Annotated in this window: 23 protein-coding genes and 2 pseudogenes; 10 read left to right on the top strand and 15 right to left on the bottom strand. The window is 38.9% G+C overall.

Translation table 11 applies throughout. The annotated features are described in order from the left end of the window. Positions 1–33 precede the first annotated feature (33 nt). Positions 34–261 (bottom strand): helix-turn-helix domain-containing protein, encoded by a 228-nt coding sequence (locus FGD67_RS01700; protein WP_257173403.1) that lies wholly within the window; start codon positions 259–261, stop codon positions 34–36. A 98-nt stretch (positions 262–359) separates the two neighbouring features. Between FGD67_RS01700 and FGD67_RS01695 the strand changes: the two genes are divergently transcribed. From FGD67_RS01695 to FGD67_RS01650, 10 genes and pseudogenes are all read left to right on the top strand, one after another. Continuing rightward, positions 360–881: a hypothetical protein gene (locus FGD67_RS01695; protein ID WP_257173402.1), complete on the top strand. Its 522-nt coding sequence runs from the start codon at positions 360–362 to the stop codon at positions 879–881. Beyond that, entirely contained in the window at positions 878–2,311 is a 1,434-nt protein-coding gene (locus tag FGD67_RS01690) for a DEAD/DEAH box helicase (protein ID WP_257173401.1), read from the top strand. The genes FGD67_RS01695 and FGD67_RS01690 overlap by 4 nt, the downstream gene beginning before the upstream one ends. A gap of 2 nt (positions 2,312–2,313) precedes the next feature. After that, positions 2,314–2,595 carry a hypothetical protein gene (locus FGD67_RS01685; protein ID WP_257173399.1) on the top strand — a complete coding sequence of 94 codons (282 nt, stop codon included), beginning with the start codon at positions 2,314–2,316 and terminating at the stop codon, positions 2,593–2,595. A gap of 41 nt (positions 2,596–2,636) precedes the next feature. After that, entirely contained in the window at positions 2,637–2,924 is a 288-nt protein-coding gene (locus FGD67_RS01680; protein ID WP_257173398.1) for a hypothetical protein, read from the top strand. A gap of 4 nt (positions 2,925–2,928) precedes the next feature. Continuing rightward, positions 2,929–3,834: a hypothetical protein gene (locus FGD67_RS01675; RefSeq protein ID WP_257173397.1), complete on the top strand. Its 906-nt coding sequence runs from the start codon at positions 2,929–2,931 to the stop codon at positions 3,832–3,834. Continuing rightward, on the top strand, positions 3,831–4,142 hold the full coding sequence (locus tag FGD67_RS01670; RefSeq protein ID WP_257173396.1) for a hypothetical protein: 312 nt from the start codon (positions 3,831–3,833) through the stop codon (positions 4,140–4,142). Before FGD67_RS01675 ends, FGD67_RS01670 begins: the two co-directional genes overlap by 4 nt. Positions 4,143–4,751: 609 nt before the next feature. Beyond that, positions 4,752–7,469 carry an XrtA/PEP-CTERM system TPR-repeat protein PrsT gene (gene prsT / locus FGD67_RS01665; protein WP_257173395.1) on the top strand — a complete coding sequence of 906 codons (2,718 nt, stop codon included), beginning with the start codon at positions 4,752–4,754 and terminating at the stop codon, positions 7,467–7,469. A gap of 99 nt (positions 7,470–7,568) precedes the next feature. Next, positions 7,569–8,455: pseudogene (locus FGD67_RS01660) on the top strand (IS982 family transposase). A gap of 385 nt (positions 8,456–8,840) precedes the next feature. Then, positions 8,841–9,269, top strand: a complete 429-nt coding sequence (locus tag FGD67_RS01655; protein WP_257173394.1) for a hypothetical protein — start codon at positions 8,841–8,843, stop codon at positions 9,267–9,269. Then, entirely contained in the window at positions 9,238–9,597 is a 360-nt protein-coding gene (locus FGD67_RS01650; protein ID WP_306556782.1) for a PEP-CTERM sorting domain-containing protein, read from the top strand. The genes FGD67_RS01655 and FGD67_RS01650 overlap by 32 nt, the downstream gene beginning before the upstream one ends. On the opposite strand, the gene FGD67_RS01645 is transcribed toward FGD67_RS01650, so the two are convergent. The 14 genes and pseudogenes from FGD67_RS01645 to FGD67_RS01580 form a co-directional block, all read right to left on the bottom strand. Next, a complete protein-coding gene (locus tag FGD67_RS01645; RefSeq protein WP_257173393.1) occupies positions 9,571–10,602 on the bottom strand; it encodes a reverse transcriptase/maturase family protein in 1,032 nt (343 codons plus the stop codon). The genes FGD67_RS01650 and FGD67_RS01645 overlap by 27 nt on opposite strands. A gap of 669 nt (positions 10,603–11,271) precedes the next feature. After that, positions 11,272–11,670 (bottom strand): annotated as a pseudogene (locus FGD67_RS01640) (AAA family ATPase); the annotation flags it as partial. Positions 11,671–11,725: 55 nt separating this feature from the next. Further along, positions 11,726–12,640 (bottom strand): molybdopterin-dependent oxidoreductase, encoded by a 915-nt coding sequence (locus tag FGD67_RS01635; protein WP_257173392.1) that lies wholly within the window; start codon positions 12,638–12,640, stop codon positions 11,726–11,728. Between the two features lie 237 nt (positions 12,641–12,877). After that, positions 12,878–13,876 (bottom strand): NADP-dependent oxidoreductase, encoded by a 999-nt coding sequence (locus tag FGD67_RS01630; RefSeq protein WP_257173391.1) that lies wholly within the window; start codon positions 13,874–13,876, stop codon positions 12,878–12,880. Positions 13,877–13,945: 69 nt separating this feature from the next. After that, a complete protein-coding gene (locus tag FGD67_RS01625) occupies positions 13,946–14,998 on the bottom strand; it encodes a patatin-like phospholipase family protein (protein WP_257173390.1) in 1,053 nt (350 codons plus the stop codon). A 221-nt stretch (positions 14,999–15,219) separates the two neighbouring features. Next, positions 15,220–16,875, bottom strand: a complete 1,656-nt coding sequence (locus tag FGD67_RS01620) for an AMP-binding protein (RefSeq protein WP_257175198.1) — start codon at positions 16,873–16,875, stop codon at positions 15,220–15,222. A gap of 136 nt (positions 16,876–17,011) precedes the next feature. Next, positions 17,012–18,193 carry an acetyl-CoA C-acyltransferase gene (locus FGD67_RS01615; protein ID WP_257173389.1) on the bottom strand — a complete coding sequence of 394 codons (1,182 nt, stop codon included), beginning with the start codon at positions 18,191–18,193 and terminating at the stop codon, positions 17,012–17,014. Between the two features lie 113 nt (positions 18,194–18,306). Then, on the bottom strand, positions 18,307–19,227 hold the full coding sequence (locus FGD67_RS01610; protein WP_257173388.1) for an SDR family NAD(P)-dependent oxidoreductase: 921 nt from the start codon (positions 19,225–19,227) through the stop codon (positions 18,307–18,309). A 62-nt stretch (positions 19,228–19,289) separates the two neighbouring features. Further along, positions 19,290–19,751, bottom strand: a complete 462-nt coding sequence (locus FGD67_RS01605; RefSeq protein ID WP_257173387.1) for a MaoC family dehydratase — start codon at positions 19,749–19,751, stop codon at positions 19,290–19,292. 284 nt (positions 19,752–20,035) lie between these two features. Continuing rightward, positions 20,036–21,841, bottom strand: coding sequence for an acyl-CoA dehydrogenase (locus FGD67_RS01600; protein WP_257173386.1), 1,806 nt, complete (start codon positions 21,839–21,841; stop codon positions 20,036–20,038). Positions 21,842–21,976: 135 nt separating this feature from the next. Then, positions 21,977–22,738, bottom strand: coding sequence for an SDR family NAD(P)-dependent oxidoreductase (locus FGD67_RS01595; protein ID WP_257173385.1), 762 nt, complete (start codon positions 22,736–22,738; stop codon positions 21,977–21,979). A 116-nt stretch (positions 22,739–22,854) separates the two neighbouring features. Beyond that, entirely contained in the window at positions 22,855–23,895 is a 1,041-nt protein-coding gene (locus tag FGD67_RS01590) for a phosphotransferase family protein (RefSeq protein ID WP_257173384.1), read from the bottom strand. A 93-nt stretch (positions 23,896–23,988) separates the two neighbouring features. Beyond that, positions 23,989–25,200 (bottom strand): acyl-CoA dehydrogenase family protein, encoded by a 1,212-nt coding sequence (locus FGD67_RS01585; protein WP_257173383.1) that lies wholly within the window; start codon positions 25,198–25,200, stop codon positions 23,989–23,991. Positions 25,201–25,227: 27 nt separating this feature from the next. Beyond that, positions 25,228–26,352 (bottom strand): NADH:flavin oxidoreductase, encoded by a 1,125-nt coding sequence (locus tag FGD67_RS01580; RefSeq protein WP_257173382.1) that lies wholly within the window; start codon positions 26,350–26,352, stop codon positions 25,228–25,230. Positions 26,353–26,405 lie beyond the last annotated feature (53 nt).

Genomic DNA, 26,405 nt, shown 5'->3' with positions numbered 1-26,405 from the left:
TTCGTACTACAAGTGATTTAGAACAACACTTTGTTATTGGTAATTCTGCTCTTCAATAAATAGCTCATTAATTGAAACTTTAAGAACTTGGGAAAATAACTTCACTTCTATGTCTGTCACTCTTCTAACATTGGATTCTATTTTAGCCAATGTGCTACGAGTGATCTTCCATTGAGATAGCTGGCATTTAGCGACAAGAATCTCTTGTGTCCATGCTTTGTCTTCTCTAATACGTTTAATATTTGTTCCAATAATATTCATAACATCACTTGCTCCGCTATCGGAGCTTGATTGTCACAAATAAAAAGCCTAGAATTGCTCCGCCAACGGAGCAGGAAGAAATTAAGTTAGGAGTTATCTTGAAAATAGACGTTTTTGTGGCGCAAATTATTAAAGCGACAAACTTTGATAATTTCACAACCAGTGATGTTCGTTCATCCTACATTACCTTAAAAAATGACCCTTCCTTAGATCCTACAGTGGTAAGAAGGAAGCTTTATGCTGAGCTGCTCAAACTGGTAAATAAAGGTTGGTTAATTAAGAAAAATACGAATAAAAAAGGTTCGACACGTTTTAGTAAAACTGGGTTATTTGATCCTAAGTACCTTGATGATCTACAAGCCACTAAACCTAAAACAAAGGTGTTTAAAGAAGAGAAACAGAAAAACCTGATTACTAAATTAAACCACTATAGAGCGGAGTTATTATTAAATATTGGTGAGTCTGAAGCTTACAAAGAGCTGTATTCGGAATTTCCCGAATTAGTTGACGAAATACAACCACAATTTAATAAAGCTAGAGACAATAATACTAGAATACTAGGGAAGATAAGAGCTATTGAAGGCTTACTTGAGCAAGATAAACCTGTAGAGAATATATGAAATTAAGACAATGGCAAGCTGAGTGTATTGATTTAGCTTCAACAAAATACAGAAGTGGCTTTAGCCATTTTTTAGCTTTAGCTACACCTGGTGCAGGTAAAACGTTAATGGCTTCCGAATTAGCTAATCAGCTATTAACAAAGGACATGGTTGATTTAGTTATTTGTTTTTCACCCTCATCCATTGTTTCTCAAGACTTTAGTGAAAGCTTGAAGTTAAAAACCCAAGAGCGCTTTGATGGCTTGATCGGCTCTAAAGGAAGATCGTTAACTTATCAAAGTCTTCAATTCCTTAATGATGACTTTTGGCGTTTATTTACACGATATCGTGTGTTTGTGATATTTGATGAAATCCACCATTGTGCTGGATCTACTATTGATAATGCGAATTCATGGGGCGAACAAATAATACTGAACATTCAAGATAAAGCTAAATATACATTGGCGTTGACAGGAACACCTTGGCGCTCAGATACTGCTCCTATCGTTCTTTCCAACTATATGCACCCTAGCAACAAAATATCATGTGATTACGTTTATGGGCTTGCTGAAGCTATTCAAGATGATGTTTGTCGTATACCGCAGATAATCGCAGTTGATAACAATAATATTTCTGTTGTTGATGACGATGAGACTAAAACGTTTACTAGCTTTAAATGCTTATTATCGCAATCAATCATTCCTTATCAGGAAATTATTGAAAATGAAAAGGTTATTAAATATGTAATTTCTTCTGCACAGAAAAAGTTGAGCGCAATTAGGATTAAAAACTCTGATGCCGCCGGGTTAATTGTTGCATCATCTGTTGAGCATGCAAGACAGATTTCAGCATTAATGAAAGCCAGTTTTAACGAAAATGCCGTTGTTGTTACTTACAGAGAAAATGAGCCAACCAGTATTATTCAACAATTTAGGCACGAACAAACTAAATGGATCATTTCCGTAGGCATGATCAGCGAGGGAACTAATATCCCCCGATTGCAGGTTTGTTGTCACCTCACCAATATAAAAACAGAAATGCACTTTAGGCAGATTTTAGGCCGAATACTTAGAATGACTGACTCAATAAATCAAGAGGCTATTATGTATATGCCTGCTGAGCCTAAGCTGTTGGAATATGCTTACCGAGTTAAGCAAGATGTGCCTTTTGAAGCTGATGTGGTTAAGTTTGAAAAGATGAAGGCTTGTGTTGAAGATGCTGTGGGTGGTGAGACTTCAGACACTGTTATATTCGACAAGGAACCAAATGTTAGCTCTAAAGAAAAATTAAAACTTAGTGGATTTGATACTGTTATTGGTCATCATTCCTTTGATGGAGCTAGTGCTACAGTCGAGGAACACTTTTTGGCAAGTTCTTATGAAAAAGTCGTTAATATTTTTGGTCGATTTCAACAAGAAGCTATCGCGTTAGGGCTAAGTGAATTGAGGTAGTTATGCTAACTGTAAAAAAATTTAAGGGACGATTAGAGCGGTCTAACCGATCGGATTGGCTGCATGTCGCAATTGATGCTAACAATGCAAAACAATTTTATATTGTTGGAAATGGTGGGATGGGGAACACAATTAGCGCACCTATTGAAAGCTACTTACCTGAAATCAAGGAATGGGTAATTAGACAGATTAACTCTGGTGAATTAATTAAAGATGAAAAGAAAAGTCTTCTGCTCGATAGAAATATTTTGATTCATTATATATCGCTAGCACAGAGCAACTAGATAATAACGTTAAGGAGTTAGTTAGTTAGTTAGTTAGTTAAATGAAAACATCGATTACAGGCATCATTAAACACGTTGAATTGATTGAAGTGAATGAGCTTAACCTCCAATTTATTTATGGTACTGTTGAGAGTGACCGCCTCGGCCGTTGGCAGCCTGGCAATTGGATGGTTAGCAGCCCTATAGAGCGAATAGATGCTGAAAATCTCTTGGTTCATACCTTAAACAGCCTTTATAAAGTTGATGTATTGCCATCTTCAATTTCACTTACCGCAGAGCAATTTCTACTCGTTAGGCAAGGCATATCTCCTTCTTTCATATTAAGGTAAGCACATGAAGAATTTCAAAGAGGTTAAACGACAAGAAGTTATTAAATTAACTTGTGACGGCTGTGGTCTAGAAGCCTGTGTTGATGAGGGGTATGAATTTAGCGAGTTTATTACCATTGACCACCAGTGTGGTTATGGTGCAATGCATGGTGATGGGAAGCTAATATCAGTAGACTTATGCCAACAATGTTTTGCGGATATGTGTGGTGACACTCTCAGGATAACGGACAAAAGTAATTCCATTATTGAAGACAATGAAAGTCTGGACACGAGCACGCTTGAATATAGTAATATTTTTGATGTAATTTGCCAGTCAAAGACTAAGGCACGTCAACTAAAGGAGAGAGGTGACTTAAGGTTGGCTGTAAGAGATATATTATCGAAAAATAAAGTTGCCAATAATAATGAGTTAACAGTTGCGTTGAAACGCGTAGAACAACTTTGGGATGCTCAATACCAATCAGCCGAAGGTAATGAGCTTCATCAACTTGTCGATTTGATTTATGCTTATGAGAAAAAAGATTGGGACAGTTATTTTGAAGAAGCGCCTTTAGCAGATGATGATTTTATGCCAGGCAGGTTAAATTTTAAATCAAAGTTCACTTGTGACGAAGATCATACTGCGAGTGGTATGTTATCCAACATATCCGTCAATACAAACATTGATGATGAGACTTCAAGGGATTCAGCTTTGGCAGAGAGTCACCTTGATGATGCCAAGCAACAACTGTTAGAAAGTATGGTCAATGTAATAGCTAAGTACCCCGAATTACGACTGGGTCAGTTATTAGTAAATGCCATCAATCTTCAGCAGCCATGCCCTGAACTTTTTCATATTGAAGATGATGTCTTAGCTGAAAAAAATCAAGCTGTTCTCAAGAACCATAAAGAGTTAGTAACTACGTTATGAAAAAAATACTTAGGAAGCACAAAGCTTTTTACACCCGCATTTACCGCCTTGCTAAGGCTTGTGATATGAGTTTTGATTTTGCTCTTCAAATGATAAAGCTAAGAGCAGATGACAAACAATTAATGCGAAAGAAGAGATCTCATGGCAGTTTTTTGAATTGGGATACAGCTTCAATGGATACGTTAGGTTTAATGGTTTGTGAATGTTCAAAAAAAGACGGTGAAACTATCAAAATACGTGTATTTATGACTAAAGAAGAATTGCCTATCGAGCAACAGTTTTTATGGGAAGAAAGTACCATGCATTGAATTGAATAAGTAACGATACTGACAGCAACTAAATGATATATCAAGGAAGCATAAGCCAAACAATTACAAGAGATTGTCTGTCAGACAAATACTTTAAATAAAACTTGAAAAGTCGCCATATTACTCATTACATGGTGACTATTATAAAATAGAGACACATATAAGTTTATTATAGTTCAAGAAGAATAAAGACCATTTATTTAACCCCAACATGCGCTAAGCGGAAGCTTCGAGTGGCTAAATTGGTACTTCGGCTCCTAGCCAAGAGCTGACATTAGCTTTTGTAAAATCATAAAAATATTAGAGAGAAATTTTAACCAGAAATCGCTATATGTTTGAGGCGCTGTAACTGAAGTTGTCAAAACGCCCTTTTTTCTGAGATGTTCAGTTTTTACTTATGAGATGAATGTAGATTCCCTTAATATGAACGTCAACTTTGGATCTTAAGGTGGATGTAGGGCTAAAAAATGGAATATTCAAACACGCTACTGTAATTTAAAATAACGTTTATTCCGCTCAGTTTTACTTAAGTACTTACACGTTAAGTTGCAATTGCGTCATTTGCTCAGTAGTCTTCTTTAAATTGATAACAATTACATATGACTACCCATGAAAAATTCATGCATTGCACTATTCCTTTTTGTACTTTTTGGTTGTAGTGAACAAGGCGCTAACGATTACTTAGCATCAGCCAAAACAAAACTTGCCCAACAAGACTATGACTCAGCAATTATAGAGCTTAAAAATGCCATAAAAACTGAGCCCTCGCTTGCAGAAGCTCGATTTTTATTGGGGAAGCTTTATTTACAAACCCATCAATACGAAAATGCTGAGAAAGAGTTTGAGCGCGCTATGGCATTTAATTACCCTGCAAGCGAAGTTGTTCCGTTACTATCACAAACGTATCAAAAAACAGGCGCTGACGATACCTTGCTTAAATTGTCACTTAAAAAATCAGGATTAAAAGCAGATGACTTAGTCCAGGTACGCTTTTACAAACTACAAGCCATGGTGCGTTTAGAGCAAATTGAAAAAGCGAAGGGGATGATTAATAAAATCAAAGTGATGAAAACACAATCTCCGTTTAAGCAGTTATCACTTGTTTATGCAATTTTGATTGGCAATGGACTGTTTGATAAGGGATTAGTTGATGAAAAATCGAGAGATAAAAACCTTGGAGCCGCCAACATACAACTCGATGGAGTATTGGCGAAATATCCCACCCAATCAGACGCATTGACGCTCAAAGCAAATTTACAAATTCAAGCAAAAGATATTCAAGGTGCGATTGATACTTACCGCCTTTATGTAGAAAACTATCCTGAAGATAAACAAAAGTCATTTTTATTCGCTAGATTACTCACTGACAGCAATCAAACAGCCGAAGCCGAGCCAATTATTGATAGCCTTTTAAAAATCAACAGTGAAAACCCACTGCTTAATCAACTCAAAGCCATTGCGCGATTTAATGACAAAGATAACGTGAATGCATTATTACATGCAGAGCGAACGTTATTAAAATCTTCAACTGAAACGCCTGCACGCTTAATTGCCGGTATTAGTGCCTACCTATTAAAAGACTTAGAAAAAGCGAACCAACACTTATCATTTGTTGCCAGTGAGTTACCTGCTTCACACCAAGCCTTGCGTATATTGGCTGATACGCAATTACGATTAGGATTGCTATTAGAAGCGAACGACACGGTAACCAAGTTTGATGAAATATCAGAGCAAGATGCTAGCCTACTTTCAGGGGTTGGCCGGGCACTGTTACGCAAAGGTGAGCTAAATAAAGCGAAAGCCGTTTTAAATAAGCAACCTAAAGCGCTTATTACACCTGATGCGTTAGCAAATGTTGGCCTATTAAAGCTTTCCCTTAATGACTTGTCAGGCATTATCGACTTAGAAAAAGCACTCGGTAACCTTAAAGAAAACCTTGATGAAGGCCTTGAAGAAGGTAAGCAAAACTTATCTCCTGAGCAACTTCAGCAAGCCCTTGCACAAGCGTATTTTTCAACTGAACAATTTAGCAAGGTAATGATGATAGCCAAGAAATGGCAACAAACTGAAGATTTGAAACTACAAGGCTTTATCATGGAAGCCAAGGTATTAACTAAACAAAACAAACCAGATAAAGCCAAAGCGCTCTACCAAAAAGTGTTAATACAAGAGCCTAATAATCCAGCGGTAGCACTCGCTATTATTAATTTATCACCAACAAATACAAAAGTTGAAACACAAACGGTCTTTGATGAGGTGGCAATTTTACTTAAAACACACCCTGCGCACTTACCTATTATTCTCAAGCACTACTTATTAAGTAAGGTACTTGGACATGATGAAATAGCAACAACACACCTTGAGCAGCTTTTGCAGCAAACACCTACTAATCAAGGCTACAAAATCACTTTGGGAAAACTACTCTTAATAGAAGGGAAGACCACGCAAGCCATTAGTCAGTTTGAAAGCGCAAAAAGTGACACATCAGCACCATTTTGGTCACAACTGGCATTCGCCTACATTAATACCAAACAATACAACAAAGCCACAGCTTTATACCAAGCATGGGTTGAACAACAACCCAACAATCCTGAAGCAATAACAGGCATGATAAAAGTACACATGACTAAGGGCGAGCAAGATAAAGCCTTAGCACTTACCGAGTATCATTTAAATGAGTTAGGGGGTAAGCACATTGAAATACAATTGTTACGCTTACAGTTACTACTGAGTAAAGGCGCCTTTGAGCAAGTAGAAAATGAGCTCGACGCATTGCCAGAAAACATTCAAGCGCTACCTTATAGTCAAGGTGTTAGAGGGCAAGTACAACTGAAAAAACGTGAGTTCCCCCAAGCGATGAAAAACCTAAAAACGGCTTACCACGCTACATCATCACCTACCAATACTAATTTAATGGTGAACGTGATTTATCAAACCCAAGGAGAGCAAGCTTCTTTATCGTTTTTGAACAAACATATAACTCAACACCCTAATGATGAAAAAAGCACGTTGAAATACGCATTACTTCAAACTTCAAAAAACAACGATGAGGCGCTCACTTATTACCTTAAAACCATTGAGCTAAACGCAAATAATATCATTGCGTTAAATAATGTCGCTAGCCTTTACATGAAAAAACAAAACTTTCAACAAGCGCTGCAATTTGCACAACAAGCGTTTTCAATAAAACCTAACGAAATTCAAATACTAGACACCTTGGGCAGCATTGAATTAAAGCTAAGCAAAAATGAATCTGCATTACAGCACTTAACCCGTGCAATCAATTTATCTAATAACGACATTATTGATAGTGTATTTGTTAATTAACCTCAGCTCGGGATAAGAATTAATTAAATTGAACTAAGTGCCCGTTCCACGATCCGATCTTTCGACCAAGAAAAAACAGAAAGATAATAAGGAACGGGCATGAATAAACTAGTTGAAATATTCTGTGATGTCGATGATTTTTGTCGCGTATTTATCCCACAATGGGAGAAACAATTAATTGCTGATGGAAGTATCAAGCGAAATCGTCCATGCCGTATGGCTATGAGTGAGATAATCACTATATTAATTGCTTTTCATACATCAAATCATCGCGACTTTAAAAATTATTATAAAGGTTATATTGCTAAGTTTTATCGTTCACATTTCCCTAGCTTATTGAGCTACACTCGATTTTTAGAAGTGATGCCTAAAGCGGTCGTTCCACTTTCTAGCTACTTTTCAATACTTAAAGGTGAGTCTACAGGTATTGAGTTTATTGACTCTACAAGCATAAAAGTATGCCATAACTTAAGAATTCCTAGACATAAAACATTTGACGGTATAGCCGAACGGGGCAAAGGAACAATGGGTTGGTTTTATGGGTTCAAACTACATTTAGTCACTAACTTTAGAGGTGAAATAGTTGAGGCTAAATTAACTACTGGCAATGTTCACGACACAAAAGCCCGTATTAGCCTTAGCTAAAAACTTAAAAGGGAAGTTATATGCAGATAAAGGCTATATAAGCAAAAAAATTAACAGTTGGTTTGAAGGAAAAAGGAGTTGATTTGATAACAACCGTGCGCCGTAATATGAAAGCCAAAGCTATGTCGTTATGGGATAGAGCAATGTTATCTAGACGGTTTATTATTGAAACGATAAATGATCAATTGAAGAATATATCTCAAATAGAGCATTCGCGTCATCGTAGCCCTAATAGTTTTATGTTGAATTTACTGGCAGGTTTAGTGGCTTATTGCCTTAAAGAAAATAAGCCAACCCTTAATATTAGTGACGTAGAGAAGAATGCTATGGTTAGGGCTTAACCCGATCTGAGGTTAATTACATTGAAGCTTTACTCGTTAATAACCAGCTTAAATTGGCACAAAAGAAAATAGCACAACAGCCACTTCATGATGAACAAGCTATCTTGCATTTAAATATCCTTAAAAAGGAATATTTATCAGAGTGATTTTTAAAGTGGCGTTGAGCGCTTTATCCTTAATTGTCATTGCATAAGTGTTAGGTATTTTTACACTTCACCTAACCCTGAACTTTAGAGGTTACGTAACCCTATGATTATCAGTCTTATTGTTTTCTTGGTGCGAATTTTGCTTAAATAAAAAAATAACAAAGTAATTAAACTATTGAATAATGTTGTAGACACCTTACTTATACACGGAACGGCAAAAACACAAAACGGAGCAAACCATGAAATTATTGAAAACCATACCGCTGCTTATAGCTGCGTTATCACCTTTTGCGTCTAACGCATTAGACTACACCAGTACTTTTGCTGATAATGGCTTGATTACTACAGAGACTCGTACAGATACCGCAACAGGTGCAGTTTCTGTGTGGGAATGGTTAGATGTAACCGTAACTAACGGTTTGTCTTACAGTAACGTGGTTACTGATTTAGTCGACGGGATTTTAGGCAATACATCCGCGCATACAGGCGCATCAGCTGGAGCAATAAGCGACATATGTGCTTTGTCAGCTGCACAGGCCACAAGTTGGCAGACAGTTACAATTGAGAAAATTTCAGAGATGTTTTCAGCTTTCTACGGCGAGGATTTGTACCCGCTCACATATCAATTTGGACATCATGCAGCGGATAAAGTTTCACCATTTATTTAGTTGTACGGAGACACAAACGCAGATGGCGCGCGCTGGCCACGGGTACACAAACGACGACTCATATGGTTACTGTTACGGATTTGCTGCATCTCGCCACACCTGCGAACAAATCTCAGCGTATTCATTGCTAAGTTCATATGATGGTTTTTATACGGAAGTTAGTCTGGATGTTCATTTTACCCAGCCTTTCGGTGACCATTATGACCGGGGGACATGGTTAAAACGCAAAGCGGTCAGCTATGATGAAGTACCAGAACCTACTACACTAGCGATTTTTGCATTAGGCCTTATGGGTTTAGCATCACGTCGATTTAAGAAACAATCTTAAATAAGTTTCTTTATTGAAATTGATCATCGATGAAGGTATGCCTGAATAAACCCATGTAACCCAATGTTGTCGATAATCATCAATAAGCATTTGCCAGTTTGGTAGATGCTTTTTTTGCTCATAAAGCTGCGTTAATCGACGTATGTGATTTCGTAATGTTCGTTTTGAAACTGTTATTTTTTCTTGTCCAAACTGATAACCTAAAAAATCAAAGCCATTTTTGATTCTACCGATGGTCGTTTTATCAGGATGTTGTTTTAACTTTAGTTTTTCAAAATGTTGGTTAACGGTTTTTATAGCTTGACGTAACTTCCATCTTGTTGGTGATAAAACAATAATGTCATCCATATAACGTCGATAAAATACGGACTTACTTTCCATTTCTTTATCTAATTCATAAAGGTAGAAGCTTGAGATTAAAGGGCTTAATGGACAACCCGATGAAATACCTTGTTTTATATCCCTAAACAGCCCTCCTGATTCAACACTGCGTTTGAGATATTGTGCCAATAAGTTCATTACCGTTTTATCTTTGATGTACTTTGATAATTTATCTAATAATACTTCATGGCTTATTGACTCGTAATACGATTTCACATCGGTTCGAAATACAAACGTATTGTTGTTTACCAAGCCTTCTAAATCATCTTTTAAATTACGCTGTATCTCTGTAACAGTATGCTTGCTACCACCATGTCCTTTTAAGTGTGTACACAGCTTAGAGGATGGTAAATGATACTGTAATACCAGTGACAACTGTTTTAACACCAAACTATCTATTGATGTCCATAAGTGAATAACTTCACCTGATGATTTAGTTATTTTTTGTAATGGTTGAAAATTGAAGGTATTTGATATTAATTCATCAATAAGTTGTGATTTGATTTTATTCCAATGAAAACGTACATCCCATACATCACTGTTATCGGGAAAGTGTTTTCGTTGTTTACATAACCAACTAAACGATTCATCGATTAAGTATTCAGATAATAATTCAGTTATCACTTAATGTTCATGCCACTGTAAACTTATTCGACTCATACATATGTATTAACCATGATTTACATTACAAATACTACCATAGGATTAAGTATCCTTTGCTAATCATGATAAATAAAGGCTTCTGGCTAATATCGGTAAACTATTAGCACTACTTGAGTATAATTATTCGTTTCATCCATCAAAATTATTCCAATCGAGTGTCAGCAATGGTGCTTTGTTGACTGTCATTATGAAGGTAGCTCAATGCTTAATGAACACTAAAAATAGCTCAAAAAACTATTGATGCTAACGTCCGTAATCGTATCTAAGTGAACATAAACGAGCCTAATTTTGAGGACTAATTTAGGTCAGCTCTTGAACGAAAATTACTAAAGCTTGTTGCACTTATAACGAGGAGCTAAGCTATTTCTGCCGAGAGCAACAGCTCGAATGTATGATGATTTATTGTAAAGTATGATTCTTTTTTGTTGAGTATGACACTTCATTGTCACTGCACAAATGTGTTGAGTTTATAGAGCATATTAGCTTGGTGGCTTTTCTTTATATTATTAAGGGAAGTTAATATTTGGTATTATAAAATGGTACGAATACCAAAAACATAGAAGCCCGTAGACCATAGTACAAAAGAATTTGGTCAGTCAGTCAGTTAAATTGGTATTAATACACCCCCTATTTTTGGCGTTCTTGAAGCAAGTCATTTGGGAATTCTATATCGGCTTTGTCAATTTCATCAATCAATAAAATGGGGCGTTGCTCTTCTTCAAAAGCCTGCCATAGTTTGCCTTTAACAATATAATTTGAAATATCATGAACACGTTCATCGCCTAATTGACTATCACGTAATCGAGATACTGCATCGTATTCGTATAAGCCTTGCTGTGCTTTGGTGGTTGATTTGATATGCCATTGATACAATTTACAATTAAGCGATTTAGCGAGCTCTTCAGCCAACTGAGTTTTACCTGTACCCGGCTCACCTTTGATCAACAATGGTTTTTCTAATGCTATCGCGGCATTTACCGCCATTGTAAGGTCATTAGATGCAATATAATTATCTGTACTTTTAAACATGGATTACCCTATTAAATTTGTTACGTTTTATTTATTACGCTTTACTTGTCTTCCACTATGACTTGCTTGGCCCAGGGAAGAATATATTCGTGGTTTGCTGATAAGTTTTATATTCTGGTCGTTTCTGCACAGAATAAAACTCAGACGGTACCGCTCCGGTATAAGTCACTAAGGTGGTGTACACCATTCTTGAAGCCAGTAAAATACCGATACCTAACAATGCCCAAATGATCAGTAAGTTGACCTTATTACTTGCAAAAACACAATGGATAACAGCAAACAGTAACAAAGCATCTTTTTCTGGTCGAATAAATAAATGTTGGTCGGCAACTTTCGCTGTTTTAGTACAACGTGGGTCAACCACGACAATTTTACCACCACGCTTTTGAATGGCTTTCATGCGGCCAATGACGTTCGGAGCAGTCATCATACTGCCATTTGAGACCACTGGATTGCCACCGATAATTAACATAAAGTCAGTACGGTCAATATCAGGCACAGGAATAAGCATACCAGCACCTAACATGAAGTTAGCGGCAACATAATGTGGCATTTGATCAGCCGAAGCCGAGCTATAACGATTGATGGTACCAATAGATTTCATAAAAGGTTTTAAGAACAAGCCATTGCCAAGACTGTGGGCATTAGGGTTGCCTAAATATATCGCTAAGGCGTTTTTACCATGAGCCTGTTGAATCGCTTTAAATTTTTCTGTTATCTCGGTATAAGCTTCATCCCATGATATATCATCCCAACCTGTGTCTGTGCGTCTTATCGGGGTTTTCAAACGATCTTTATCATTATGAAAATCTGCTAAAGCGGTTGCTTTCGGGCAGTTATACCCTTTACTAAAAGGGTCTTTTTGATCGCCTTTAATCGACAATATTTCTTGGTCTTGATACTTAATTTCCAAGCCACACATGGCTTCACAAATATTACAGTTTCGATAATGTGTTTTAACGTCAGTCATGTTTAAACCTATGCTGATAATACGCTATCGACACTTACGTAAGTCAACAGCGTTGAAAGATGAGTTTATAAACTAAGCTAATTTACTGGTATTAAAGCCTTATCTACTATCAACAAAAAGTTATCAATAAAGAGGCTATAACATAAAATACCGTATTGCGAATGCAGCTAACACTGCCGTTATTATTATATTAACTATTTATATTTCTCATTAGCTTAAGTTATCGGGTGAAAACCATTATAGCTTCACAATCAACTTGCCTTTATTCTGGCCAGTAAAAAATAAGTTCAAACCTGTCATGGCAGATTCAAGACCATTAAGCACATGAGCACGATGTTTAATTTGTCCTTTCATCACGTAAGGCGTTAATTTCGCTAACAAAGCAGGTACTTCGCTAAAATGATCTGGCATAGTAAAACCTTGTATAGTTAAACGCTTTTTAATGATAGGGATCCAGTTTGGCGCAAGATCTGGCTCTGCTTTTGAATAATCAGCAATCAGTCCACATACCGCTATACGGCCATGAGCATTCATACGAGCAAAAACATGGTGCTGTATGGGGCCACCGGTATTTTCAAAGTAAATATCAATGCCGTTTGGCGTTAATTCTGCTAACTTCTTTGCTAAGTCATCAGCTTTATAATTAACCGCACCATCAAAACCTAATTCGTTGACGATCCAATCCGCTTTTTCATCGCTTCCCACCACGCCTATTACGGTTAAGCCATCAGCTTTAGCTAATTGACCAACAATTGAACCCACAGAGCCTGCTGCGCCTGAAACCACGATAGTTTCACCTTTTTGTGGCTTACCAATACTGTAAAGCCCTTGCGTTGCCGTTAAACCCGGTAAAGCAAAAACCGATAAAATAGCTTCATCGGGTAACGGTGCAGTAACTTTATTTAAGCCAACACCACTACTTAAGTGATACTCCGTCCACCCCATCATACCCATCACGCGTTCGCCGACTTTAAAATCAGGGTGCTTACTTTCCACTACTTCTCCAATACCTGAACTACGCATAACATCACCCAACTCAACCGGTGGAATATAGCTTTCTGTATCTGGGCTCATCCAACCGAACATTGCTGGGTCAAGGGACATATGATTTTGCTTCACTAAAAACTGACCTTCACCGACACTAGGCATGTTTCTGGTGACAACTTCAAATAAATCAGGGCCAACGGGACCAGCACCTGGACGAGCGATTAAGTTTATTGCAGTGTAAGTACTCATGTTTTTTCTCTTTTTAGTTGCTGTTATTAATTTTTATTATTAGTTTTTTTAATTTATCAATAAAGCGCATTAGGCAACTAACTGACTAATCGGCTTTATTTGCTTAATATCTTGTGTTTGATGGAAGCTTTTAAAAGCAGCTGCCAGCTTTTCACTTTCTAAAAATACTTGTTGCCAATATTGCAAACGCTGCTCAGGTTCTAACGTCACAAAGTCCTTGCGATCAGGAATTTTTCCGTATGGAAGTGCATCAATAAAAGCTTGTGATGGGCAGACTAATACCGTTTTATCGTAATGTTCAGCACGGACATTTCTTGACAACTTTTTGTCAAACCAACCTGCTTTTAACGTTGAACTAAAATGCGGATAAAGGGTTAAGCCATCAAGCGCTAAGTCGAAATGATAATCAATAATACCGCCGTCTCGATACATGCCCGGCCCACAGTCGGCAATATCTTGTATGCCCTGCATCACCATAGGAATAGCACCCGAGGCAAGTAAAGCATCTTTAATATTATTTTCGCTAAAGGCTAAACGCGTGGTCGAAATATTATCGGGGTCATGCAGCTGTAATTGGCTCTCTTGATGCTGAAAAACATAACGCTCGTACTGACTTTTAATCAATGAACGTTTTGCACCATTGCGCAATAAGCTTGATAACAACCCTAAGCCCAATAACACTTTATTTTCTGAGGCAACTAAGCCTCGACATTTGGCGACAACAAAGTGTGCTTTGAAAATTTTATTATTAATAATTTCTTCAGCGCCAGACTCGCCAAATAATATATCTAATAATTCTCGTGCTTTATCGGTAATTTCAGCGGCGTTAGCCTTACTTGAATAAACCGTTTCACTGTAGTTTTTGGCTAATCGTTCAATGGCTGCCACAGGATCTTGTTGGGCAAAACAAGCCATTCTAAAAGCGCCTGCGCTCGAGCCAATTAAGTTTAATGGTTGCTGTTGATGCTGAAAAAAATCACCAAAAAAATATTTATCTAATCCGTATAAAACAAACCATTTAGGCCCTCCACTAGCGCCTAGAAAGTTATTAAAAATATCAGGGCTAAAGCCCTTTTCTTTAATCGTTTTTAAAGCCGTTTCACCAGCATAAATTTCTAACATATATACCTATAACACCCAGCGGTGCCAATTTCAGAATGCCTGAGCCAATGGTACTCAACACGCATTTTTATTATTGCTGTAGCCTTCAAACAGGTGTAACGATGAACCTGCTTTACACAGCTGTCCCTTCATTTTGAAGTGGCGTGGATATAAATCAACATCAGCTTTACGACAGATTAATCACAGCTATTCATCATAGCCATGATTAATCTAATGCTTTATTAACGCAGTTCTTTGCGCAGTACTTTACCGACATTGGTTTTTGGTAACTCATCTAAAAACACCACAACTTTCGGGCGTTTGTAGTTAGTCAGTAACTCAGTACAGTGCTCAATAACATCGCGCTCGGTTAAACTAAGGTCTTTACGTACCACAAATACTTTCACCATTTCACCGGTAGCATCACTTGGCGCTGCAACAGCTGCGGCCTCTAGTATACCTGGATGGGTAACCAGTACTTCTTCAATTTCATTAGGGAAAACATTAAAACCCGAAACGATAATCATGTCTTTTTTACGATCCACAATAGTAAAAAAGCCATTTTCATCCATAGTGGCTATATCACCGGTGGCTAACCAACCGTCTTTTAGCACTTCATCGGTTGCATCTTGACGATTATGATAACCCTTCATGACCTGCGGACCTTTAACCCACATTTCACCCGGTTTACCAATCTCAACTTCTTCACCGTCATCACCAATTAAACGCACATCAGTCGAAGGTGCTGGTATACCAATAGTGCCATTGTAACTTTCTTGATCGTAAGGACTCATGGTTACCAAAGGTGAACATTCCGTTAAACCATAACCTTCTAGCAAACGCGTAGCCGTCACTTTTTCCCAAAGCTCAGCGACTGGACGCTGTACAGCCATACCGCCGGCAAAACCTAATTTTAAAGTGCTAAAATCAAGTTTTTCGAAACCTGGCGTATGTAATAAACCATTAAATAAGGTGTTAACGCCTGTAATAGCGGTAAAAGGATATTTATCTAATTCTTTAACGAAGCCAACCATGTCTCTTGGGTTAGTAATTAGCAGGTTGGTGCCGCCAAAAGGAATAAAACACAGGCAGTTAGAGGTTAAAGCGAAAATGTGGTACAGCGGTAAGGCCGTTACCATCATTTCTTTACCTATTTCGTAGACATTTTTAGTCGAAGCATTCGATTGTTCAACATTAGCAATCAAATTACGGTGCGTTAACATCGCCCCTTTTGAAGGACCCGTTGTACCACCCGTGTATTGTAAGAACGCTAAATCATCGCCTTTTACCGCAACCGGCATATAACTAAGTTTTGCACCTTTAGCCATAGCTTTATTAAATTTAACCGCACCCGGTAAGTTATATGCTGGTACTTGTTTCTTAACGTACTTTAGGACGCAATTGACAACCGCGCCTTTAATTGCACTTAAACGGTCACCAACACCGGTGAGGATAACTTGATTTATATCCGTTTTATCAATCACGGTTTCAAGCACATGAGCAAAGTTTTCAAGGATCAGGATAGATTTTGCACCTGAATCTTTTAATTGATGTTGTAATTCTCGAGGAGTATAAAGTGGATTAACATTAACAACCGTTAAACCAGCAATCAACGCACCAAATAATGCAATAGGATATTGCAAAAGATTAGGGATCATAATGGCAAATTTATCACCTTTTACTAAACCCAAATCGTGCTGTAAATATGCAGCGAAATCGCTCGCTTGCTGACCAAGTTCTTGATAAGTAATACTACTATCCATATTAATGAATGCGACATTATTCTTGTATAACTTGGTATATTTTAAAAACAAATCCGCTATAGAGTTATATTTGTCTGGATTTATTTCAAATTCAACGCCTGCTGGATAACTTTTCTCAAGCCAAACTTTTTCCATGGTATTATCTCCCCAATCACTAATATTTAGTGTATCTAGTGCCATTGTTATTATTGTTAATGTTGTTCTTACGGCTATTTATAACCTTGTTCATATCAATCAATGACACTCTACTGTACATGTTACTGCTTGATTACTAAAGCACTTCAAATAATCCTGCAGCACCTTGACCACCGCCAATACACATGCTGATCACCACATATTTAACACCACGACGCTTACCTTCGATAAGTGCATGCATAACCATACGCGTACCGCTCATGCCGTAAGGATGACCAATTGAAATGGCGCCACCATCTACATTTAAACGATCTTCTGGAATACCTAATTTTTCGGCACAATATAAAACTTGTACGGCAAAGGCTTCGTTAATTTCCCATAAACCAATATCGTCCATGGTTAAGTTATTACGCTCGAGTAATTTTGGAATCGCGTAAATAGGACCTATGCCCATTTCATCAGGTTCACAACCAGCCACAACCATGCCACGATACGCGCCTAATGGTTTAAGTCCACGTTCTTCGGCTAATGCTCGTTCCATCACCACAACGGCTGCTGCACCATCAGACAACTGAGAAGCATTGCCGCCAGTAATCGTGCCGTTATCTTTTACGGCTTTTAATCCTGACAAGCCTTCAATATTAGTCGATGGACGGTTGCCTTCATCTTTAATTAACGTGACTTCTTCTTTACTGATATCGCCGGTAGCTTTATCCATCACTAACTTTGTTGCCGTCACCGGTACAATTTCATCGTCAAATTTGTTTGCTGCTTGTGCCGCCGCTGTACGTTGCTGTGATTTAAGCGCGTATGCATCTTGCTCTGCCCGTGAAATTTCATAGCGATTAGCGACAATTTCAGCAGTATCTAACATCGGCATATAAATAGCTGGTCGATAAGCTTTAACACTTGGGTCAACCGCGCGATGCATATTCATTTTGTCGTTTTGCACTAAGCTAATTGAGTCACAACCACCCGCAATAACAACATTAGCGCCATCACAAACAATATGATTAGCTGCTGTCGCTATTGACATTAAACCTGATGAACATTGGCGGTCGATGGTCATGCCCGCAACAGATACCGGTAGCTCGGCAGCCATAGCCACTTGACGGCCAAAGTTCATACCTTGGTTGCCTTGAGTTAATGCCGCGCCGAAAATACAATCATCAATTTCATTAACATCGATACCGGCACGCTCTACTGCAGCTTTTACAGCAACGGCCGCTAATGTTGGGGCTGATAAATCATTAAATGCGCCTCGATATGCTTTACCTATTGGCGTACGTGCTACGGATACTATGACTGCTTCTCTCATGATAATTCCTGTTTGTAATATTTAAAATTCTAATTTTTTATGAGCTAAGTTATAAAATATTTAATCATCATCCTATAACTGTGTTGGCAAATAATGTTACAAAAGCTAGCCGCTTACTGTTGCTGTGACTTCATAAATGCCATCGCTTTTAACACAAACTTTTCACCTTGTTTAGCCCCTGATGCTAAAGATGCTTGCGCACTTTCATTGGTAAGCTCAGACCATTGCTCACGAACTGTTTCAGGACTTTGCTGATGCTGTGGAATAAAGCAACCTTGTGTTTCAACAATATTGGCACTTGAATAACCACCCGCACCCGCACATAAGATAAAACGATTAGGGGCATCGTCATCACACAGCGTTAACATACCTGCGGTAACCGCTTCAGGTGCAAAGGCCTGTACAATTTCTGGCGGCATTAAATCCTCGGTCATGCGTGTACCCGCTGTTGGCGCTAAGGCATTTACACGAATATTATTTTTTGCACCTTCGAGTACTAACGTATTCATCAGTCCTAACACCGCCATTTTTGCTGCGCCGTAGTTTGATTGACCAAAATTACCGTACATGCCACTCGATGATGTCGTCATAACAATACGGCCATAGTTTTGCTCTCGCATAATTTCCCACACGGCTTTAGTACAGTTGACGGTACCCATAACATGCACATCCATGACCAGTTTAAAGTCATCTAAAGTCATTTTGGAAAAAGATTTATCACGTAAAATACCGGCATTATTGATAAGAATATCGACACGGCCCCATTTTTCCATGGTCTGATTAACCATGTCTTGCACTTCATCAAAGTTAGCTACATTAGCGCCATGGCTGATTGCTTCGCCGCCATGCTCTTCAATTAAACGCACGACTTCTTGCGAGGCTTCTGATGAAGCGCCACTACCATCGCGAGCACCGCCTAAATCATTTACGACAACTTTAGCCCCTCTTCTCGCCAACTCTAAAGCGTGCGAACGCCCTAAACCGTTACCTGCTCCTGTTACAATAGCTACTTTACCTTGGAAATTAATGGTCATACTTTTTCCTTAAAAATTTTTATAAAACTCAATATTTACAATCGCACAAGCAACCAATAAGGCTACTTAACCATTTGCACTGAAATCCACTCTGCAACAAGTGCAGGGGTATCACAGCCTTCAATTTCAATGGTCACTTCGGTTGATAAGCGATACTGTCCGGGCTTTTTCTCTTCAATAGCAAGCGTTTTTGCATGAGCACGCACTCGGCTATTAACCGTAACGGGTTGTAAAAAACGCACTTTATCAAAGCCGGCATTCAATCCCATGTAGAATCCGTCGATAATGACACTGAACTCTTCAGCAAAATGCGACAACATTGATAACGACAAGAAACCGTGCGCAATCGTAGCGCCAAACGGCGTAGCTTTCGCTTTTTCTTCATCAACATGAATAAATTGATGATCAAGGGTACAGTCAGCGAATTGGTTAATTTGCGTTTGGGTAATTTGATGCCACTGAGTTGGCGCTGCTTGATTGCCAATAAATTTAGCAATGTCATCTCTATTGATTACTGTCGGCATTCTTTTTCCTTTGGTACGTTAACGTTACCAGCTATGAATGAATTTTAAGCGATAACTCATGCTAATCCCGACAGTAAAATTAAACAAATGAATAGTTTTCATACCTCGGTATTTATTGTACGAATAGTTTGAAAGGAGAATGTTATGACGGTGACTGGTAGAGCCTATTGATATATAACAAAAAAAGCATTATCGGTAAGGCGACAATGCTCTTTAAAGTGGCAATTGAGTTAAATGGCTTATTGCTTATTGCTTATTAGCAATAACAATTATGTACCGTTAGATTAAAACCACTCGGTCTGCATATCAAAACTGGTACTGTCGGTACTGTTCAGCGTTTTTTCCCAAACCGTGATCTGTGGTAACTCGATACGATAAAAGTATTGCAAGGCTTGCAACTTTCCCTGATAAAAATATTTATCGTCTTGATGAGGCTGCTCAGCTAATGCCTGCGTCGCAACAATACCTTGTTTTAACCATAACCAAGCAATAATAACGTGGCCAAACATCGACAAATAATTAACCGAATTGGCCAGTGCAAGGTCAATGTTTTTCGTCGACATATCCGTTAATACTGTTTTAGTTGTATGCTTTAGCATACTAACCGCGCTGAGTAATTCATCAGAAAACTCATTTAAGCTATCAAGTTGTTGCGCCAATATGATGGTTTTATTAATTTCATTTAAGGTCGCTAAGTACCCTTCCATGTTATGCATGGGTACTTTACGGGTGATTAAATCTAATGATTGAATACCGGTAGTTCCCTCATGAATAGCATTGAGTCGGTTATCACGATAAAACATCTCAACCGGATGTTCATTAATATATCCATGCCCGCCCATCACTTGAATAGCATAAGAGTTAGCTTTTGGACCATACTCAGAAGGCCAAGTTTTGATGATCGGTGTTAAAAAATCTAATAACGTATGAGCGTATGCTCGTTGCTCTGGCGTTGCTGCGGTTTTTTCATCGTCACTGAGCTGTGTACCATAAAGCACTAATGCCATTGCACCTTCAGCATAAGCTTTTTGCGCCAATAACATTCGACGAACATCGGCATGTTCAATAATGTTAACCATAGGTGATAGTGGATCTTTACAAGAAGGTAGTCGGCCTTGAGGACGGTTTTTAGCGTAATCAAGTGAATACTGGAAACCGGCTGTTGCCAAAACTGCACCGCTTGTGCCCACCATAATGCGTGCTTCATTCATCATATGAAACATGTATTTTAGACCGTGATTTTCTTCACCAACTAAATAACCAACCGAACCATTTTTTTCACCAAAACTTAATGCGGTTGAGGTTTGCGCTCGCCCGCCCATTTTGTGAAATAAACCGGCAAGGGCAACTTCATTATCTTCGCCAATCGAACCGTCATCATTTAATAAAAACTTAGGTACGACAAATAACGAGATACCTTTTACACCTTTTGGTGCACCTTGGATACGAGCAAGCACTAAATGAACAATATTTTCACTCAGATCATGATCGCCACCCGAAATAAAAATTTTACTGCCAGATAAGCGATAATTACCATCGCTGCCTTTTACGGCTTTAGTCGACAAATCACCTAAACCAGAGCCACTGCCAGGTTCAGTCATCGCCATTGTGCCCATAAAGCGACCATCTAACATAGGTTTAACCCAAGTATCGATAAGGTCTTTACTGCCATGTGCTAACAACAAATTAGCATTGGCGGTAGTTAACATGTTGTAACCCATTCCAACACCACCGGCAATGGTCAGATAAGTCGCTGCAGCACTCGCAACGATTGGCGGTAATTGCATTCCCCCTAAGTCATAATCGGCCATTGCAGAACTAATGCCTGAAGCATTCACCGCTTCAATAGCTGGTTTAAGTTCAGGAATTAAATGCACTTTTTTACCATCGAAAGTCGGTTGATGGGTATCTAATTTCTGACGAATAGGCAAAAAGTGCTTTTCTGCAATCGCTTTTGCCGTGTTAATAACTTCATTAAATGTTTGGCGATCATGGTCTTGATAGCGTGGTCGTTTTATCAATTGCTCGCTATCAAATAGTTCATAAAGCATAAATTCCAAATCACGCTCATTTATCATTGCTACAGCCATACGATTCTCTTTTTTCATTTAACAGTTAAAATTTATAACTTGGGTTAGCTAGGGCATGTTGATCTTGTCGTTTACAGCGCGGTTACACTTGAAAAAGCAAGCTTGACAGCTTGCTTTTTCAAGGTACGTTACAGACTATGCAGCAGACACGCCACCGTCAATGGCAATACACTGACCCGTCATATAAGTATTGGCAGGTGATAACATCATCAGCATCATAGCAACAATTTCTTTTGGCTCAGCTAAGCGGTTCATTGGAGCACTACGCCCCATTTTGCTTTGCTTTTCTTCATCAGCGAAGTTAGTCACCATCGGCGTTAAGGTAAAAAATGGACAAATGGCATTAATGCGAATGTTATTACGACCATACTCAACTGCTCCGGTTTTGGTTAAACCAATCACCGCATGCTTAGCCATCGAGTAAGCGCTACCACGTGGTGCGCCACCTAGTCCAGCCATAGAGCTGACATTGAGAATAGCCCCCTCACCTTGCGTTAACATTTGCTGTATTTGATGACGCATACCAAATTGTACACCTTTAACATTAATGGCAAATTGCATGTCCATAATGCTTTCATCAATATCATGTAATGGCATAAATTCATGCGCAATACCGGCATTGTTAACACCAATATCAACACGGCCGAAGGCTTCAAGAGCTTTATCGACCATGGCTTTGCATTGTTCATTTTTAGAAACATCACACTTCATTGCAAATACTTCGGCGCCAGTAGCGGCAATACCATCAGCCACTTTATGAACACCTACTTCGTTAATATCGCTGATCACTAATTTAGCGCCACGTTTGGCCAATTCTTCAGCGAGTAACTGACCAAAGCCTTGAGCTGCGCCGGTGATCACAGCGACTTTACCGGTAAAATCTAACAATGGATCCATGATGTATTTCCTTTAAATAAAAGTGTCTATTATTGTTTTAATACTTTTTATGCGTTGATTAATTTTCTTTGCTTAATTTTTACTGGCCTAATCCGTACTGGCCTAGTGTTGACTGATTAAGCTTGATGCTCTTGAGTAATAATTTCTAGCGCCATTAACGCGAGCGGCTCAACAAAAGCACCAACTTTATCAGCGTTAGCATTTGATGCATTACCCTGTGATGCTCTTTTTGCAACACCTTGCACAATGGCGGCCAAACGGAAAAAACTAAAACTCAGATAAAATGACCAATGATCTATATGGTCAATGTTCATACGTTGGCAATATTGCGCAACATATTCAGCTTCGGTTGGAATACCTAAACTGTTACGGTCAATACCTTTTAAGCCATCAATACTACCCAAGCCTTGTGGCATACGCAGCCCCATACATTGGTAAGCTAAATCAGCAAACGGGTGCCCCAACGTTGATAATTCCCAATCTAAAATGGCGATAATTTCCGGCTTATCTTTGGCAAACATAATATTGTCTAATCGGTAGTCGCCGTGAACTAAACACACCCGACCATCATCTTCAGGCAAATTGGCTTCTAACCACTGACCTAATTTATCCATGGCTGGAATAACCTGTAGCTCAGACGCTTTATACTGAGCTAGCCAACGTTCTAGTTGACGGGCAAAATAATTACCCTTCTTGCCGTAACTGCTTAAACCCACCGCTTCAATGTCAACATTATGTAAGGCAACAAGCGCCTTATTCATTGCTTCATACATTTCAGTTCTTTGCGTGTTATGAGCAATTTCGCTCAGTGAAGCATGCCAATAAATACTGCCGTCACAAAACTCCATTAAATAGAACATTGAACCAATAACGGTGATGTCTTCACACAAGTGATAAACCTGTGCAACAGGCACGTCTGTGTTTTTCAGCGCCTTTAATACCCGGTATTCACGGTCAACGGCATGTGCTGATTTCAATAATTTTCCCGGCGGTTGTCGGCGTAACACATAGGTGCCTGATTGTGCTGAAACTTTATAAGTAGGGTTGGATTGTCCGCCACTAAATTTTTCTAAACTCATTGGCCCTTGAAAGTCATCAAGGTGTTGTTCGAGATAAACCGTTAATGCTTTAATATCAATAGATGAGGCATTTGACATTTTTCGCTACTCTTAATAACAATGGAATTAACGGCAAGCTAGTCTACTTGCCGCGATGTAGTCTCTATAAAGTGATAACCATAAGGTCATAACTTACTCGGCTTTTTGTTTGACCAGATCTCGACCTAATTGCATCATATGTACTTGGTCAGGACCATCAGCAAGGCGTAAGGTTCTTTGCCCTGCGTAAGCATGGGCCAAAAAGGTATCTTGGCTTACACCAACAGCACCATGGCACTGGATAGCACGGTCTAAAACATCAAGTGACATGTTGGGCGCAACAATTTTTATCATCGCAATTAAATCTCTTGCTGCTTTATTACCTTCGGTATCCATTTTTTGGGCCGCTTTTAAGGTCATTAACCGTGCTTGTTCAATTTGACAGGCTGAAATGGCAATGTCTTCACGAACCGATTGCTGTTTGATCATAGGACGACCAAAAACAATACGTTCATTAACCCGTTTACACATTAAATCAAGTGCACGTTGGGCAACACCAATTGAACGCATACAGTGATGAATACGTCCAGGCCCTAATCGACCTTGGGCAATTTCAAAGCCTTTACCTTCACCAAGAATTATATTTTCAACTGGTACACGGACATTTTCAAAAGTGACTTCAGCATGACCTTCTGGTGCATCGTTATAACCAAACACTTGCATTGGGCGTACCATAGTAACCCCAGGTGTATTCATTGGCACTAAGACTTGAGATTGTTGAATATAACGATTGCTGTTTCCTGGGTCTGTTTTGCCCATCACAATCATCACTTCACATTGCTTACGACAGGCACCACTAATATAAAACTTACGACCGTTAATAACATATTCATCGCCATCACGCTCTATACGCAACTCAATATTCGTTGCATCACTTGAAGCAACTTCTGGCTCTGTCATGGCAAAAGCAGAGCGGATTTTTCCTTCAAGCAATGGCTCTAACCATTGTTTTTTCTGTGCGTCATTACCGTACTTAGCTAAGACTTCCATATTACCTGTATCTGGCGCCGCGCAGTTAAACACTTCCGGTCCCCACATAACTTTACCCATAATTTCGGCTAATGGCGCGTATTCAAGATTGGTCAAGCCAGCACTGTATTTTCCGTAAGCAACAGGGAGAAATAAATTCCACAAACCCGCAGCTTTTGCTTTCGCTTTTAACACTTCTAATAACGGCGGTGTTGACCATTGGTCTTTAGCAACCAGATCATGCATTTCTTGTTCTACAGGAAACACATGTGTATCCATAAAATCAGAAACTTGCTTAATAAGTTCTTGAACTTTATCGCTATATTCGAAATTCATAGGGTATTCCTTATTTGATCAGACTGATTAACTTAATGACATTAATGATTTTTTAGTAAAAGGGTTAATTTCTTCAATAGCATTAACCGCAATTTTATTAACCCAATCAGGGTCAACTAACAAAGCGCGGCCAATGGCAACTAAGTCGAACTCGTTATTGCCTAAACGCTCAAGCAGTTCGTCGATACCGGTTGGGTTCGATGTTCCTGATAAATCTTTATTTCCTTCGCCAATAAAATCAGCATCAAGGCCAACATTACCGACAGTAATAACGGGTTTATTGGTCAATTTTTTCGTCCAACCCGCGAGGTTCAACGCTGAGCCTTCAAATTCACTTACCCAAAATCGACGTGTACTAGCATGAAATACATCAACACCGGCATCGCTTAGCAAACTTAAGAAACGCTCTAATTCTTCAGGCGTTTGACAAAGCTTGGCGCTGTAATCTTGTTGCTTCCACTGAGAGAATCTGAAAATAATTGTAAAATCTTCACCAACCGCAGCACGGATCGCTTGCACGATTTCAACACCAAAACGGGTGCGGTTTTCTAACGATCCACCATATTTATCATCGCGTTGGTTTGTACCTTGCCAGAAGAACTGATCGACTAAATAACCATGAGCGCCATGCACTTCAATGGCATCAAAGCCAATGTTTTTAGCATCAAGTGCTGCTTGGGCAAACGAAGCAACCACTTCATCAATGTCAGTCTGCGTCATGGCAACACCGTTTTCAGCGCCGGGCTTAAATAAACCAGAAGGACTATATGCTGGTACATCTTTATCCGGACCAACACCTAGTTTTCTCACTGAGCCTACGTGCCATAATTGCGGGGCAATTTTGCCACCTGCAGCATGTACTTCGTCAACAACATGCTTCCAGCCTGCCAATGCATCATCACCATAAATAGCCGGAACATTTTCATAGCCGTTAGCGGCTTTATGGGAAATAAAAGTTCCTTCGGTGATAATAAGACCCACATTGCCTTCAGCACGACGACGATAGTAAGCCGCTACATCTGTTGTTGGGACATTATTTGGAGAAAATGCTCGTGTCATTGGCGCCATCACGGTTTTATTTTTTAAGGTGAGAGATTTAACTGAAAACTGCTTAAATAATGCTGCTGTGTTGGTGCTATTCGTTGTACTCATAGATGTATTCTCAATAAATTTTGATGTGTTAAACTTTTGTTATTAATCACTTA

Source organism: Colwellia sp. M166, from assembly GCF_024585285.1.
Classification (GTDB): Bacteria; Pseudomonadota; Gammaproteobacteria; order Enterobacterales; family Alteromonadaceae; genus Cognaticolwellia.
The sequence above is the reverse complement of the archived record's forward strand: the minus strand, read 5'-3'. Positions and strand labels throughout refer to the sequence as shown.